Raw genomic sequence first — 15,501 nt, 5'->3', positions numbered from 1 at the left:
GTAGAGACAGGCGAGGCCGACAGTTCAACGGAAGAATGAGATGCACAGCAGAGTCCCGCCGCAAAACCAGATTTTTTCGCAACAGTTTGCGGCCTTCCTGTTCGACATGGATGGCACACTCGTCAATTCGATCGCCGTCGTCGAGCGCGTATGGCGGGAGTGGGCAGTGGCGAATGGCATCGAGCCGAATGCCTTCCTGCAGCGCATTCACGGCATGCGAGCCTCGGAAGTTATCCGCCGTGAGGCCATTCCGGGTCTCGACGTGGATGAGCAGGCCGAAATGATCCTTCGTGCAGAGATGGATGATGTGGATGGCATTGTTCAGATACCGGGCGCCGGCGCTTTCCTGCAGTCGCTGCCGGCGGGCAAGTGGGCTATCGTGACGTCGGCCGTACGCGAACTGGCTGAACGCCGGCTCGCTGCGGCGGGCATTGCACCGCCGCCTGTCATGATCTGTGCGGAAGACGTGGTGAACGGCAAACCCGATCCTGAAGGCTATCGAAAAGCGGCCGAAAAGCTCGGCGTATCACCGCAAGACTGCATCGTCTTCGAGGACGCCCCCGCCGGCATCCAGGCGGGGGAAAACATGGGGGCGTCAGTGGTGGTCATCAACGCCACCCATTCGCATCCTATCGAAACGCCACACCTTTCCATTGGCGGCTATGGTGAGGTGAATGTAATTATCGACGGCAAAGGCGGCCTGAAGCTGGCGACGGGCAGGAGCTGAAAAGCCTGCCCTCAAAGGGAAGGAAGCCATCGCTTGCCAGCCGATGTCGCGAGCTGCTGGCAAGCCATCGCGCCCCGACATCATCCAAAACATTGAGAGAGGCAAAGTTTGCGACTTTGCCGTCGTTCTCCACCCAAGGAATCCGGCTGCCCGGCCAGCTCGCGGCCAGAATGAGGAAATGGCAGAACCCCCGGGAGCCAGAGCCCCTGGGAGCGTGACAATACTGCTCCGCTGAGCCTCCTGACGACCTCCGTATATTTTTCATTAACGTCTAATTGACAGCGTCGCCCAAATGCGCCCTAATGAAATTGGTAAGACAATCTTACCGCTTGCGCGATTGGGGGCGACTTTCGCGCTGGGAGGACATCATGTTTGTGGCTCTTGAGCCGCGCCGCCTTTACCGGCTGGTTGCGGAACAAATTCGCTTGCTCATCGAAAGCGGGGAACTGACGGACGGTCAGCGCCTGCCGGCCGAACGCGACCTTGCGGAACGCTTCGGCGTATCACGCCCCACGGTGCGGGAAGCGCTTATCGTTCTTGAAGTGGAAGGCCATATCCATATTCGCATGGGTTCGGGCGTCTATGTAAACGCAACCGGCAAACAGGGGAAAGAAAAGCCAACAGTGCCGGATGCGCATGGGCCTTTCGAAATCCTGCAGGCGCGTTGCATCATCGAAAGCGCTATCGCGGAGGAAGCCGCACGGCTCGCCACGCCGGAATGCATCGTCAAACTTGATGACATCATCGAGAGCATGGCCGGCGCACTCGACAATTCACCGCAGGCGCTCAATCTCGACCGGGCCTTTCACACCGCCATCGCCGACATCATCGGCAACTCGGCGCTCAACCGCTTTACCGGCCTGATCTATGACGAGCGCAGCCTGTCACCCTTTTTCGAAAAGCTTGCCAGCTATTTCGAAGGTCCGCACACCTGGAACCTCGCCGTGCAGGAACACCGGGTCATCCGCGACGCCATTGCCGCGAACGATCCGGAAGGTGCCCGGGAGGCGATGCGGCAGCATCTGACGCTGTCGCAGAAGAGATTTTCCGAAAGTTTCGGGGAGGAAACGCTCGGAGAAGAATAACCGCCGCCGCAACCGGCGACGGGAAAAACGGAAATCTGGCTTTAATTCGGGAGGAGTTAAGAATGAAAATCAGATTGTCGACTTTGATGGGCGCAACAGCGGCCATCCTGCTCTCGGCGCTTGCGGCGCAGGCGCAGACCGCACTGAAATGGGCACATGTCTACGAAACCTCAGAGCCGTTCCATACGGATTCGGTCTGGGCTGCGGAAGAGATCGCCAAGCGAACCGATGGCCGCTACAAGATCGATGTCTTTCCGGCCTCACAGCTCGGCAAGGAAGCCGATATCAATCAGGGCCTGAAGATCGGCACCGTTGATATCATCATTTCCGGGTCGAGCTTCGCCGCGCGTGACTTCAAGCCGATCGGCGTCACCTATTTCCCTTACATCTTCCGCGATCCGAGCCATCTGATCGCCTATACCAAAAGCGATATCTTCAAGCGGCTCGCGAAGGGTTACGAAGACAAGACCGGCAACCATATCGCTGCCGTCAGCTATTACGGCACACGCCACACAACATCGAACAAGCCGATTGCCACCTGCGCCGACATGGGCGGGCTGAAAATGCGCGTCCCTGATGTTCCGGCCTACCTCGCCATGCCGCGCGCCTGCGGCGCCAACACGACCCCGATTGCATTTGCGGAAGTCTATCTGGCGCTGCAGAACGGCACCGTCGATGCGCAGGAAAACCCGCTCACCACCATCGAGGCGAAGAAGTTCTTCGAAGTGCAAAAGAACATCGTCCTGACAGGCCACATCGTCGACCACCTCAATACAGTGATATCGAAGAACCTGTGGTCCAAGCTGTCAGATGAAGACAAGAAAATCTTTACCGAAATCATGCAGCAGGCTGCCGAGCGCACCACCAAGACCATCGAAGGCCGCGAGAAAAGCCTCGTCGAGGACTTCAAGAAGCGCGGCCTGACCGTCGCCGAAGTCGACAAGGCCGACTTCGAGAAGAACGTCCTCGAAAAAGTGAAGTTTGAGGACTTCGGTTACGACAAGGCCGACTGGGAAGCCATTCGCGCCGTCAAGTGAAGCAAGATCCGGTGCGGCTCCCTTGCCGCACCGCCCTTTCTCTCCAGACGGGATATCTCAATGTCGCAGGAAATTCATACTCAGGTCACGCCTGAGGAACTCGCCCATACGTTCGACGAGGCGCCGCCGGAGGTCGATCTCAAGGTCTATTCATTCGAAGACTGGGTCACCCTCGGCCTCTTCTGGCTGATGACGGGCTGCGTGTTCCTTCAGTTCTTCACCCGCTACGTGCTCAACGACAGCTACGCCTGGACGGAAGAAATCGCCGTCAACTGCCTGATCGGCGTCGTCTTTTTAGGTTCGGTCATGTGCGTGCGCATGTCGCGCCACATCCAGGTGGATGTGCTTTATCACTACGTGCCGCCGCAGGTGGCCCGCGCCATGTCGATCCTCGTCGATGTGCTGCGGATTCTGTTCTTCGCCTACACCTCTTGGCTGATGTGGCGCTACATGGAAATCGTCGCGGATGAGGAGATGGTCACCGTCGCCCTGCCGCGCAACATCGTCTTTTATACGGTTCTGGCCGCTTTCGTTCTGATGTTCTTCCGGTCGGTACAGGTCTTCATCGCCAATATGCAGCGCGGTTATTCCGTTCTGGAGCGGCCCGAAGAATTCCAGAGCGCGGGGGATTGATCACATGCTGCTTCTCATCGGCTCCTTTCTTCTCCTGATGGTGATCGGCCTGCCGGTCGCCATTTCCATGGCCTCGGCTTCTCTGCTCTACATCGTGTTTTATAATGTCGCGCCCGATATCATAGCGGCGCAGCGCCTGATCGCGGGTGTGGAAAGCTTCCCGCTGTTGGCCGTGCCATTTTTCATCCTTGCCGGTAATCTCATGAACACGGCCGGCGTGACGGGACGAATCTATTCCTTCGCGGTGGCACTCGTCGGCTGGATGAAGGGTGGTCTCGCCCAGGTCAACATCATCGGTTCGGTGATCTTTTCCGGCATGTCGGGGACCGCGCTTGCCGATGCGGCCGGTATCGGCACCATCGAGATCAAGGCCATGAAGGACCACGGGTATCCAGTCGAAGCGGCCGTCGGCGTCACCGCCGCCTCCGCAACGCTCGGCCCGATCTTCCCGCCATCGCTGCCCTTCGTCATCTACGGCATGATGGCCAATGTCTCCATCGGAGCATTGTTCATGGCCGGCATCATTCCCGGCGTCGTCATGACGCTTCTGATGATGATCACGGTTGCGGTCTTCGCCTATATCAAGGGCTGGGGCTCCGATACACCGTTCAGCCTCAGAACGATCTTCGGCGCATCGATTGAAGTCTTCGTGGTGATGATGGTGCCGCTCGGCATCTATATCCTCACGGCGCTTGGTCTTTCCCTCAACCTGTCGATCCTGATCGTGCTGATCATCCTGCTCGCCTGCGACTGGTATTTCGACTTCTCAGCCGTGATGGCGCTGATGACGCCCGTGATCCTGATCGGCGGCATGACCATGGGCTGGTTCACACCGACGGAGGCAGCCGTCGCGGCCGTTCTCTGGTCACTGTTCCTCGGCCTCGTCCGCTATCGCACGATGACCTTCAAGACGCTGGCGAAATCGACCTTTGACACGATCGAAACCACCGCATCGGTGCTCTTCATTGTCGCGGCGGCCTCGGTTTTCGCATGGCTTCTGACGGTCAGCCAGGCAGCGCAGCTTCTGTCGGCGGCGATCCTGACGATCACGGACAGCAAGTGGATTTTCCTGGTGCTGGTCAATCTGCTGATGCTGTTCGTGGGCTGCTTCCTCGATACCATTGCCGCCATCACGATCCTCGTGCCGATCCTTCTGCCGCTCGTGCTGCAGTTTCATATCGATCCGGTGCATTTCGGCCTCATCATCACGCTCAACCTGATGATCGGTCTGCTGCATCCGCCGCTCGGCATGGTGCTGTTCGTGCTCTCGCGCGTGGCGAAACTCTCCGTCGAACGCACGACCATCGCGATCCTGCCATGGCTGGTGCCTCTGTTCGTCGCGCTGTTGCTGATCACCTTCATTCCGGCAATCACCCTGTGGCTGCCGACCGAGATGGGCCTGATCCGCTGACGAGGCACCCTGCCCGCGCGGTTCGCCGCGCGGGGTCATCATTCCATATCAAGACATGAGGGCATGGTCATGCAGACACGCGTGGCACGTCTATACGGCGAAAAGGACATTCGCGTCGAAACAGAGGATCTCGCTGAGCCGGGACCCGGCGAGGTGGTGCTCGCAATGGCAGCGGGCGGCATCTGCGGCTCCGATCTTCATTATTATCAGGATGGCGGTTTTGGTCCGGTCAGGGTGCGCGAACCGATCATCTCCGGGCATGAGGCATCCGGCCATGTGCGGGCGCTGGGGGAAGGCGTCAGCGGGCTCGCCATCGGCCAGCTCGTCGCCGTCAATCCCTCGCAACCCTGCGGCCATTGCCAGTTCTGCCTGAAGGGCCAGCCGATCCATTGCCTCGACATGCGCTTCATGGGCAGCGCCATGCGCCTGCCGCACGAACAGGGCATGTTCCGCGACCGGCTGGTGGTTCCGGCCAAACAATGTGCGCCATTTCCAGCCGATACCTCAGCTGCTGAAGCGGCCTGCACCGAGCCGCTTGCAGTCTGTCTGCATGCCGTCGCCCAGGCTGGCGATCTCACCGGCGCTAAGGTGCTGGTGACGGGAGCCGGCCCAATCGGCCTCTTGACCATCGCCGCCGCCCGCCATGCGGGCGCAAGTATCATCGTTGCAACCGATCTGACCGATGCGGCGCTGGAACGCGCACCAGCCATGGGTGCGGACCGCACGATCAATGTCGCAAAGGACGCCGAGGCGCTTTTGCCCTACCAGGATGACAAGGGTTATTTCGACGTCATTTTCGATTGCTCCGCGGCAGCCCCCGCGCTCCGCACCGCCTTTGCCTGCGTGCGCCCGCGCGGCACCATCGTACAGGTGGGCGTAACCGGTGACATCACCATTCCGCTCAATGCGCTGGTGGGCAAAGAAATTCTCTGGCGCGGTTCGCAGCGCTTTCATGATGAATTCGCCATTGCCGCCGGGCTGATCTCAACGCGCAAGATCGATGTGCGGCCGATCATTTCCCACAGCTTCCCGCTCGATGAGGCGAAGGCCGCATTCGAGCAGGCCGGAGACCGCTCCACCGCCTGTAAGGTGCAACTGACTTTTTCCGCAGACGGAATTTTTGAGGACGAAAGATGAGACATACATGGCGCTGGTTCGGTCCGGTCGACAAGGTCACGGTTCAGGATGCGGCTCAGGCGGGCGCTGAAGGCATTGTCAGCGCGTTGCACCACATAGCCACCGGCGATGTCTGGCCGGTGGACGAAATAACCAGGCGGCATGAGGCCATCAAGGCCGGCGGGCTTTATTGGGACGTGGTGGAAAGCGTGCCCGTCTCCGAGGACATCAAGACCCAGACGGGCGACTGGAAAACCCATATCGCCAACTGGCAGGAAACGCTGCGCCGCCTCTCGGCGTCAGGCATCCGCACCGTCTGTTACAACTTCATGCCCGTGCTGGACTGGACCCGCACCGACCTGCGCTGGGAAACGAAACACGGCGCGAAAGCGATGCGCTTCGACCTTACCGATTTCGCTGCCTTTGATATTCACATTCTCAAGCGCCCGGACGCGACGCGGGATTATCCTGACTGGTTGCTGGAGGATGCGGCAAAGCGATTCACCGAGATGCCCGACACAAAAATCGTCGCGCTATCGCGCAATATCGGCGCTGGCCTGCCCGGCTCGGCAGATGGTTATACCCTGCCGGAACTCATCGAAAAGCTGCGTTCCTACCATGGCGTTAATCGCGAAAGGCTGCAGCAGAACCTGATCGACTTTCTCTCCGAGGTGACGCCGGTTGCCGAAAACGTCGGCATCAACATCTGCGCCCATGGCGATGATCCGCCCTGGCCGCTTCTCGGCCTGCCGCGTATTCTCTCAACGGAGGCGGATTACGCCCATATGCTGTCGCAGGTCGACAGCCGCGCCAACGGCGTCACGCTCTGCACCGGCTCTCTCGGTGCGCGCGCGGATAACGACCTGCCCTTTATCGCCAGCCGTTTTGCAGATCGAATCCATTTCGTGCATCTGCGCAACGTGACGCGCGACACGGACACCGTGCCCTGCTCCTTCTTCGAGGACGAACATCTGGAAGGCGGAACCGACATGGTCGCCGTCATTGCCGCCCTCATCACCGAAGAAGCCCGTCGGCGAGCGGAGGGCCGTGAAGACCACACCATTCCGATGCGGCCGGATCACGGGCAGGAAATTCTCGACGACCTCACGCGCGGCGCCCAGCCCGGTTACCCCGCCATTGGGCGATTGAAGGGGCTGGCTGAGCTGCGCGGCATCGAGCGTACGCTGTCACACAGCCACTTCGGTCTCGCGAATGGGAATGGCTAATCGGAAATCTGACCGCAGGGGATGTGTCAGCCTGCGGCCATCTTCGCCCGAAGCATGAGGTAGGAATAGGCGGCCAATCCGCCGGCAACAGCCCCGGCGGCCTTCACGGCTGCGTCGGTCAGGTGCGGATGGCGTGTCGGCGACAGGAATTGCAGCGCCTCGATGCCAAAAGCCGCAACAATCCCCGCGACGACGATAGCAAGCCAGTAACGCGGATAGGCGAGCACGAAGGCGGCCGAACAGAGGGCGAAGGCACCTGCGCGGTCGATGCCGACCGTCGTCAATGTGTGGGGCCTCAGCCCAATGGGGCTGACAGTGACGATTACAATCAACAGAAGAAGCGACCAGGCAACATATTTCGGAAATCTGTTTGTCATCATGGCGTCACATTAGAGCGTCGTGTGCGTAAACGGAAGCAGGTCTTTTTCACGCTTCGCCCAATTAATCACACTTTTTGGTCAGATAGTTGAAAAACCGGCTTTCGCTCAGGCCCTACACGGGCTAAGGCAGAAGGCAACCGGGCGAGGATCGCGGCTGATGGCGCTTGCGCTGTCGCCTTTCGGTGCAACGTCACGGTGTCGGGTGGGTTTTCCACACAGGATCAGTTTTCAGGGAAGAGCACAATGAGTTTCAAGCCGCACGGCAAACATCTGGTTGCAGGAGAATGGGTCGCAACGGAAGCAAAATTCCGCAGCGAGCCTGCACATGGCGAAGCTTTCGATTTTTCGGTCGGCACCGTCGATCTGGTGAATGCCGCCTGTGAGGCAGCTGAAGAAGCCTTCTGGAGCTACGGTTACACCACCCGCGAAGAGCGCGCCGCATTCCTCGACACCATTGCCGATGAGATCGAAGCCCGCGCCGACGCCATCACCGAAATCGGTTCCTCCGAAACCGGCCTGCCCGCTGCCCGTCTGCAGGGCGAACGCGGCCGCACCGTCGGTCAGCTCCGCCTGTTTGCCTCGCATATCCGCAAGGGCGACTATCTCGATCGTCGCCACGACGAAGCACTGCCGGATCGCCAGCCGCTGCCGCGCCCGGATATCCGGCTGATGCAACGCCCGATCGGCCCTGTCGCCGTTTTCGGCGCGTCGAACTTCCCGCTCGCCTTCTCCACGGCCGGTGGTGACACCGCTGCGGCTCTGGCTGCCGGTTGCCCTGTTGTCGTCAAGGGTCATTCCGCCCATCCCGGCACCGGTGAAATCGTTGCCGAAGCGGTTCTTGCCGCCGTCAAGAAGCACAATCTGCATCCCGGCGTCTTCTCGCTGATCCAGGGCGGCCGTCGCGATGTCGGTTCCGCGCTCGTGCAGCATCCGCGCATCAAGGCGGTCGGCTTCACCGGTTCGCTCGCTGGCGGTCGTGCGCTGTTCGATCTCTGCGCCCAGCGCCCCGAGCCGATCCCCTTCTTCGGCGAACTGGGTTCGGTCAACCCGATGTTCCTGCTGCCGGAAGCCGTTGCCGCCCGTGGGGAAGCCATCGCCAAGGGCTGGGCGGGTTCGCTGACCATGGGTGCGGGCCAGTTCTGCACCAACCCCGGCATCGCCGTCATCCTCTCCGAGCAGGCGGATGCGGTTGCTGAAACCGCACGCGCCGCTCTTTCCGAAGTTGGCCCGCAGGTCATGCTGACAGACGGTATCGCCGCTGCCTATCGCGATGGCCGCGACCGCATCGCTGCCGGCAACGGCGTGCGTGACGTTCTGACCACTACCTGCAACCTGCGCAATGCAACGCCTTACCTGTTCCGCGTCTCGGGCAAGGACTGGGTTGCAAACCATGCGCTTGCCGAAGAAGTCTTCGGACCGCTCGGCCTGATCGTGACTGTTGATAGCACCGAAGAAATGCTTGAGGTTGCCAAGAGCTTCGAAGGCCAGCTGACGGCGACAATGCATCTCGATGCAGGCGACGCCGAACTCGCCCGCAAGCTGCTGCCGATCCTGGAACGCAAGGCCGGCCGCGTGCTCGCCAACGGTTTCCCAACCGGCGTGGAAGTTTCCGAAGCCATGGTTCACGGTGGCCCCTACCCGGCCTCCACGAACTTCGGCGCAACCTCTGTCGGCACCATGTCGATCCGCCGCTTCATGCGCCCGGTTTCCTATCAGAACATTCCCTCGGACGTTCTGCCGGAAGACATTCGCTAATAAAAAAGGGGAGGCGTTCACACGCCTCCCCTGTTCTTCGTCTGACCCGTAGTCTCAGGCAGATTGCACGGCCTGTATCTTCTCGATACCCCCAATAATGCCGGCGAAATCCTGCCAGACGCCCTGAGCGCCCTTGCGCCACTCATCCAGCGCTTCCGGCTGCAGCACCTTGCCACCCTTGGACAACGCAAGCTCAACGGACTTCGTTTCATCTTCAACGATCAGCTGGTTGAAGTACTTCGCGCCTTCGCTGGAAGCCTCCGACAGCACTTTCTTTTCTTCGTCATCCAGCTGGTTCCAGAAGGTCGCGCCATAATAAACGACCCCTGAAGCCCAGATGTGGCCGGTTTCCGTCAGATAAGGCACGACCTCGTATAGCTTGAAGCCGGCATAGGCGGACTTGGTAAGATCCATGGCGTCGGCCACGCCGGTCGCCAGCGCATTATAGGTCTCTGTGATCGGAATACCGACCGGCGTGGTGCCGAAGGCGCTCCACAGCTTGGTGTGCAGCGGGCTCTGGATGACGCGGATCTTCTTGCCTTCCAGCTGCTCGGGGCGTGTTACCGGTTCCTTGGTCAGCAGATGGCGCGCGCCGTAATTGATGAAATCGGCAGCGATGAATTGCTGGGCGGCGAGCTTCGTCTTCAACTCGTTGCCAGTCTCGCCGGTTACCACCTTGCGCACGTGCTCCCCATCACGGAACAGGAAGGGCAGATCGAGGATCTGCAATTCCGGCACCCAGCCTGAAAGCGAGGAAACGGTTGAAAGACTGGCCTGAACCGATCCCAGCCGAATATTCTCCGCCACTTCCTTTTCGCCGCCCAGCGCACCGCTCTTTACGATATTGAACCGGAAGCGACCGGGCAGCTTCGCTTCCACCAGCTCACTGATCTTCACCCAGATTTTCGTCTCCGGCTTGTCGTCAGCGAAAAGCGACGCAACGGTGAGGCTGCGGGTTCTGGCATTAGCCGTGCGCACGAAGGCCGGTGCGGCGAGCGTTGCCGCGCCGAGAGCGGAGAGTTTGAGGAGATGACGACGGTCTATAATAGTCATGAATAAAGCCCCGGATTAGAAGAAAATGGCCCAGACGCACAGAATGGCGAGGGAAACGAGAAGGGAGAGGAGATAGGGAACGACGGCCCGGAAAAGAGCTGTCGCCGGAATACGGGTGACGCCGCTCACCACAAAGATCAGCATGCCGAGCGGCGGTGTCAGGCCGTGGATCATGAGATTGACCACGAGGATGACACCGAAATGGATGGGATCGATACCGGCTGCCACGGCAGCGGGCAGAAGGATCGGCCCGAACAGCAGGATGGCAGCACCGATATCAAGCACAAGACCGACCACGAGCAGAATGAGGTTGGACAGCAGAAGCACCGCGATCTTGCTGCCACCGAGCAATGTCACGAAGTCGGTGACAAGACCTGAGACATTATCGACCGCCAGGAGAAAGGCGAAGGGGCCAGCCGTGCCGATCAGAAGGCCGATCGCAGCTGCTTCACCCGCCGATTGGCGGAAGGTTGTAAAAATACGGCCCGCGCCCAGCCGGTATCCGAAGCCGAGAAGCAGCGTGTAAAGCGCTGCAAGCGCTGCGGCCTCCGTGGTCGTGACGACGCCAATGCGGATGCCGACCACCACGATGACGCCAAGACCGAAGGCAGGTATCGCAGCCACGGCCGAGCGCCACCGCTGAGAGCCCGTCGCGCGAGGCAGGGTATCAACGCTGCGCACGCTGAAATGGATCGCCACCGCCAGGCAGACCGCCATCAACCCGCCCGCAAAGAATCCGCCGACTAGCAGCGACCCGACCGAAAGGTTGGTGGCCGTTGCGAGGATGAGAAATGCGATGGAGGGTGGAATGACGTTGTCCAACACGGAAGTGGCGGCGATGATCGCACCCGCCTGCGCGGGTGGATAACCATGCTTGACGAGTTCCGGCTGGAAGGTGGAGGCGCCGAAGGCAGCATTGGCGACTGAAGAACCGGAGGCGCCCGAAAACAGCACGCTGGTCAGAAGCGTCGTCTGGGCCAGCCCAGCCCGTCGGTGGCCGACCATGGAGGCGGCAAAACGGACGAGCTGGTTTGCGACGCCCGATTCCGTCAGCAGACTTCCCGCCAGCAGGAAGAAGGGGATGGCGAGCAGCAGGAATTTCGACATGCCTGTGACCGTGGAGGAAACGATGGCCGGCTCCGGCAAAGTACTGCCGAAGGCAATCGCCACATAGGCGGCGGCGAGGAAGGCATGGGCAAGCGGCGCGGCCAAAACCAGCCCCACGGCTGCTGTCAGCGCCAGAAACAGGCTAGGCGGCACGGTCGTATCGACGAAAATTTCCGGCAGGCCCACATAGGAAACAACAGCAATGACGACGGAGAGCAGAACAGCGAACGCCTTGCCTTCACTGACGCGCTGAAGCGCGAGATAAACAAAAATCAGTGCGCCACCCGCACCAAGAAAACCGAAACGCACCCATTCCGGCAGACCAAGCGTCGGGGACGTCCCGCCCAGCATTGCCGCAATTTCTACCCCGCCGAAGGCGAGTATGAGCGCGGCAACGAACGAGAAAGCATCGGCCAGGACTTCCGTGGCAGCATGGAAACGTTCCGGCAGGAAGCGCACAAAAACATCGAGCCGCATCGCAAGCGCGCTTTTGAGACTGAGAGGCGCGCCGACAGCGATCATCGCGACATTAAGCCAGATGCCCAGATCTTCCGCGCCGATGAAGCCGGTGTGAAACAGATAACGCAGGGTCACATTGACCAGAACCACCACGAGCAGCGTGGCAAGGATTACTGCCGCGACCGCACCGAGTACCTTGTCCAGAATGGCCAGCAGCTGCCCTGCCACACGCTGCGGGCCGATGCGCCCTCGTGCCGATGTCGTTGCGGGACTCGCCATCATGTCTTTCTTCTCCACTCCCGAAGCCATGCTCATGAGGCCTTGGCCGAGAGGTCACGGTCGAACAATGTCGACCACGTGAATTGTTTTGCCGCCGAAACCTCACGCGATACGTCAAGACGCGGAAGCACCTTTTCTCCGAAACGGAAGGCTTCTTCCAGCAATGGCATGCCGGACAGGATAAAGGTGTTCACGCCCGCCTTCTTATAGGCCTCCAGCGTGCGGATGACAGTATCGGGCGAGCCGACGATAGCTGTTCCCGGACCTGGACGAACGAGACCGATGCCGGCCCAGAGGTTTGGCGCTATTTCAAGATCGCGCAGGTTCTCCGGCTTCTGGCCGCCATGCATCGCCGTCATGCGCTGCTGGCCGACGGAATCGGTCTTGCCGACGAAGCGCTGGTTGGCGGCAATCGCTGCCTCATCCATGCGCCCGTAGAGATCGGCGGCGGCAGCCCAGGCCTCTTCATCGGTATCGCGCACGATAACATAAAGGCGAATACCGTATTCCAGTTCTCGACCGAGCTTTTCCGCCCGCGCCTTGACGAGATCGACCTTCGCGCCAATCTGATCAGGCGTTTCGCCCCATGAGAGATAGGTCTCGACATGTTTGGCCGCAACGTCGATGGCCTTGTCCGAAGCGCCGCCAAACCACAGCGGCGGCGGCTCGATGCCCTGCCCCACCGGCAGAGCGAGCTTTGCGCCCTGCGTCTGGAAATAATGCCCGTTGAAATCCACCGTTTCGCCGGCGAAAAGCCGGTGCCAGATTTGCAGATATTCATCCGCCATCTCGTAACGATCGTCATGCGGCATGGTCATGCCGTAGGCGCCGAGCATCTTCGCATCGCCCGAGACGACATTGATAAGCAGGCGACCGCGCGAAAACTCCTGAAGCGTTGCCGCCATCTTGCCAAGCAGCGTTGGCGCGATCAGGCCCGGATGAATGGCGACCAGCAGCTTCAGCCGCTCGGTATAGGAAAGAAGCGCACCCGCCAGAACCCAGACGTCATGCGCGCCGGTGGCAAACAGCGCCCCGGTATAACCGAGCTGGTCGTAAGCGAGCGCCAGTTGCTTGTAATAACCGAGATCGACCCTGCGGGAGCCTTCCGGCTGCCAGGGATAGGCGCCGTCGGGGGCGCACATGTACCAGAAAACATTCATCTGTCACCTCCGACGCTGGCTGATTGCGGGGCCGGGCTTTGCCCGGTCTGAACCGGTAAAGAGAAATGGCCGTGCCTGTAAAGCGTATCGGCCTCCTCCTGCTGTTCGGCAAGAATATTTTGAGTGGCGGGCACGACTGAAAGATCGCGAGAGCGCAATACCTTTGCCCAGGACGAAGCGTCGCCTTCGCTGCCAGGTTCGGCAGCGAGCAGCGCAGCCGCCTGCTCTACATTAGCCATAACGGCGCGGCCGACGCGGTCCAGTTCAGCCGCAATCGCTTGCCTCGTTTCAGGCGCGAGAGCGTGACGATCCAGCGTCCAGAACAGCGAACGGTTGGGAATGGTGGAGCCGCAGCGAACCAAAAGACTGATTTCTTCATGGGTCAGAGCCTTTTCCAGCCGCGGCGACATCGTCACCCAGGCATCGACGCGACCTTCCACCAGGTCTCTCAGGCTGTCACTGTCGCCGCTTTCTATCCGGCTGACATCCGAGAGGCCAAGCCCCGCCCCTTCCAGGCTGCGCGCCAGAAGATAGGTATGAAACGATCCGTCGATCAGGGATATGCGTTTTCCCGAGAGATCGGCGGCGGAACGGATCGGGCTGTCGCGCCGCACGAGGATCGCGCCATTGGCCGGCCTCGGTGCGGAGGCGGCAATATAGACCGCCGAGAGCCCTCGCGCATCCGCCTCGATGGGCGGTGTCGACCCAGTGCCGCCGAAGTGTATTTCACCCTTTTCCAGAAGCGCCGCGGTATCGCGCCCTTCTCTATAGGGCACGAATTCAGGCTCGAATGCCTTAAAAGAACCGGGCCAGAGCCGGGCGAGCCGCAAATGCAGATTGTTGGGATGGACCCCGATTTTCATGTCGACACCTCATTTCACAATCAATCTACTTTTTTATAGAGTGTTTTCGAGAAACGTTTTGGCGATCCCCGGGCGGAAAGCGAAAGAGAAATCTACTAACTTGTAGATTTTAAAAAATGCCTGATTGATCTGGGATGAGATTCATCAAACCATTGAAATTTATCGCCACACAATTTACTTTTTTATAGTTTGAAAAATGGGCCTCTTCAGTCGTGACCAAACCGGTTTCCAATCTCATCTGCCGCAGCGTGGTTGAAGCAAGCGAGCTCCTGAAGCTTGTGGCCAATGCCAACCGTCTGGCCATCGTCTGTTACCTCATGGAAACGGAAGCCTCCGTTTCCGCGCTTGAATATGAACTCGGCATCCAGCAGCCGACGCTTTCACAGCAGCTGGCCGAACTGCGCGATGCGGGGGTCATCGAAGGCACGCGGGAGGGCAAGGCGGTGATCTATCGTGTTACCGATCCGCGTATTGTCCAGTTGGTTCTGACATTACGCGGCCTCTATGCTGATCTTTCCGATGTGACCGGCAAGAAAGGCAGGCGCGCTTTGCCGCTGGATGAGGCAATGTTCGACTAGGATGATCGACCTTTACACCTGGATCACGCCGAACGGCCTCAAAATCTCGATTGCGCTGGAAGAATTTGGCCTGCCCTATGTCAGCCATGCCATAGATATCGAAAAAGGCGAACAGTTCTCGGCCGAGTACATTCGCATCAACCCTGGCTCCAAAATCCCTGCAATCGTCGATCAAGACAATGGCACCGTTTTAACGGAGTCCAACGCAATCCTGATCTATCTCGCGGAAAAAGCCGGACGGCTCATGCCCGTCTCTGCCGCGGCACGGCTGACAGTCACCGAGTGGCTGATGTGGCAGGCCGCCAACTTCGGCCCGACACTCGGCTACGCCCATTATTTCCTGACGTACAATACAGGAAAGGCGCCCTTTGCCGAAACCCGTTTCGCCTCGGATACCGAACGCCTCTACCGGACACTGAACGACCGCTTGACAGAGCGCGGGTTCGTCGCCGGCGATTTTTCAATAGCCGATATCGCCATCTGGCCATGGGTTTCGCGTTTCGCCCGTCATAAAATCGATCTCGCTGATTTTCCCGCAGTAAACCGCTGGTATCGCCAGCTTGGACAGCGCGAAACCTTCCAGCGCGGTTATCGCGTGCCATTTGTGACATCTGACGTTCCGGGGCTTTGAT

Annotated in this window: 15 protein-coding genes; 10 read left to right on the top strand and 5 right to left on the bottom strand. The window is 59.9% G+C overall.

Annotation, left to right across the window (positions count from 1 at the left end; translation table 11 throughout):
- The first annotated feature begins 40 nt into the window (after positions 1-40).
- From FHW77_RS18475 to uxuA, 7 genes are all read left to right on the top strand, one after another.
- Positions 41-727, top strand: a complete 687-nt coding sequence (locus FHW77_RS18475; protein ID WP_044459884.1) for an HAD family hydrolase — start codon at positions 41-43, stop codon at positions 725-727.
- Between the two features lie 368 nt (positions 728-1,095).
- Complete coding sequence (locus FHW77_RS18470) at positions 1,096-1,812, top strand: FadR/GntR family transcriptional regulator (protein WP_111814032.1); 717 nt, start codon at positions 1,096-1,098, stop codon at positions 1,810-1,812.
- A 62-nt stretch (positions 1,813-1,874) separates the two neighbouring features.
- Positions 1,875-2,849 carry a sialic acid TRAP transporter substrate-binding protein SiaP gene (locus tag FHW77_RS18465; protein WP_111814034.1) on the top strand — a complete coding sequence of 325 codons (975 nt, stop codon included), beginning with the start codon at positions 1,875-1,877 and terminating at the stop codon, positions 2,847-2,849.
- Between the two features lie 60 nt (positions 2,850-2,909).
- Positions 2,910-3,482: a TRAP transporter small permease gene (locus FHW77_RS18460; RefSeq protein ID WP_064263022.1), complete on the top strand. Its 573-nt coding sequence runs from the start codon at positions 2,910-2,912 to the stop codon at positions 3,480-3,482.
- Between the two features lie 4 nt (positions 3,483-3,486).
- Positions 3,487-4,893 (top strand): TRAP transporter large permease, encoded by a 1,407-nt coding sequence (locus FHW77_RS18455; RefSeq protein WP_064263023.1) that lies wholly within the window; start codon positions 3,487-3,489, stop codon positions 4,891-4,893.
- A gap of 69 nt (positions 4,894-4,962) precedes the next feature.
- Complete coding sequence (locus FHW77_RS18450) at positions 4,963-6,030, top strand: L-idonate 5-dehydrogenase (RefSeq protein ID WP_044459949.1); 1,068 nt, start codon at positions 4,963-4,965, stop codon at positions 6,028-6,030.
- Positions 6,027-7,235, top strand: coding sequence for a mannonate dehydratase (uxuA, locus tag FHW77_RS18445; RefSeq protein ID WP_044459882.1), 1,209 nt, complete (start codon positions 6,027-6,029; stop codon positions 7,233-7,235). The genes FHW77_RS18450 and uxuA overlap by 4 nt, the downstream gene beginning before the upstream one ends.
- Positions 7,236-7,261: 26 nt before the next feature.
- On the opposite strand, the gene FHW77_RS18440 is transcribed toward uxuA, so the two are convergent.
- Entirely contained in the window at positions 7,262-7,615 is a 354-nt protein-coding gene (locus FHW77_RS18440; protein ID WP_044459881.1) for a hypothetical protein, read from the bottom strand.
- 243 nt (positions 7,616-7,858) lie between these two features.
- Here FHW77_RS18440 and FHW77_RS18435 point away from each other — a divergent pair, with 243 nt between their 5' ends.
- On the top strand, positions 7,859-9,370 hold the full coding sequence (locus FHW77_RS18435; protein ID WP_044459880.1) for an aldehyde dehydrogenase (NADP(+)): 1,512 nt from the start codon (positions 7,859-7,861) through the stop codon (positions 9,368-9,370).
- Positions 9,371-9,424: 54 nt separating this feature from the next.
- Here the strand turns inward: FHW77_RS18435 and FHW77_RS18430 are convergent, their stop codons facing one another.
- The 4 genes from FHW77_RS18430 to FHW77_RS18415 are packed head-to-tail and all read right to left on the bottom strand — an operon-like array spanning position 9,425 to position 14,291.
- Positions 9,425-10,423, bottom strand: a complete 999-nt coding sequence (locus FHW77_RS18430; RefSeq protein WP_044459879.1) for a TRAP transporter substrate-binding protein — start codon at positions 10,421-10,423, stop codon at positions 9,425-9,427.
- Positions 10,424-10,438: 15 nt separating this feature from the next.
- Complete coding sequence (locus FHW77_RS18425) at positions 10,439-12,271, bottom strand: TRAP transporter large permease (protein ID WP_182590643.1); 1,833 nt, start codon at positions 12,269-12,271, stop codon at positions 10,439-10,441.
- Positions 12,272-12,300: 29 nt separating this feature from the next.
- Entirely contained in the window at positions 12,301-13,428 is a 1,128-nt protein-coding gene (locus FHW77_RS18420) for an LLM class flavin-dependent oxidoreductase (RefSeq protein ID WP_100911404.1), read from the bottom strand.
- A complete protein-coding gene (locus tag FHW77_RS18415) occupies positions 13,425-14,291 on the bottom strand; it encodes an ABC transporter substrate-binding protein (RefSeq protein WP_182590642.1) in 867 nt (288 codons plus the stop codon). The genes FHW77_RS18420 and FHW77_RS18415 overlap by 4 nt, the downstream gene beginning before the upstream one ends.
- A gap of 212 nt (positions 14,292-14,503) precedes the next feature.
- On the opposite strand from FHW77_RS18415, the gene FHW77_RS18410 reads away from it, so the two are divergent.
- On the top strand, positions 14,504-14,869 hold the full coding sequence (locus FHW77_RS18410; RefSeq protein ID WP_004438767.1) for an ArsR/SmtB family transcription factor: 366 nt from the start codon (positions 14,504-14,506) through the stop codon (positions 14,867-14,869).
- Between the two features lies 1 nt (position 14,870).
- Positions 14,871-15,500: a glutathione S-transferase family protein gene (locus FHW77_RS18405; protein ID WP_064263030.1), complete on the top strand. Its 630-nt coding sequence runs from the start codon at positions 14,871-14,873 to the stop codon at positions 15,498-15,500.
- The last annotated feature ends 1 nt before the right edge of the window (position 15,501 follow it).

Origin of the sequence: Agrobacterium sp. RC10-4-1 (genome assembly GCF_014138475.1) — a bacterium.
Lineage (GTDB): Bacteria > Pseudomonadota > Alphaproteobacteria > Rhizobiales > Rhizobiaceae > Agrobacterium > Agrobacterium pusense.
Note: the sequence above shows the minus strand (reverse complement) of the source record. Positions and strands in the feature narration are given on the sequence as shown.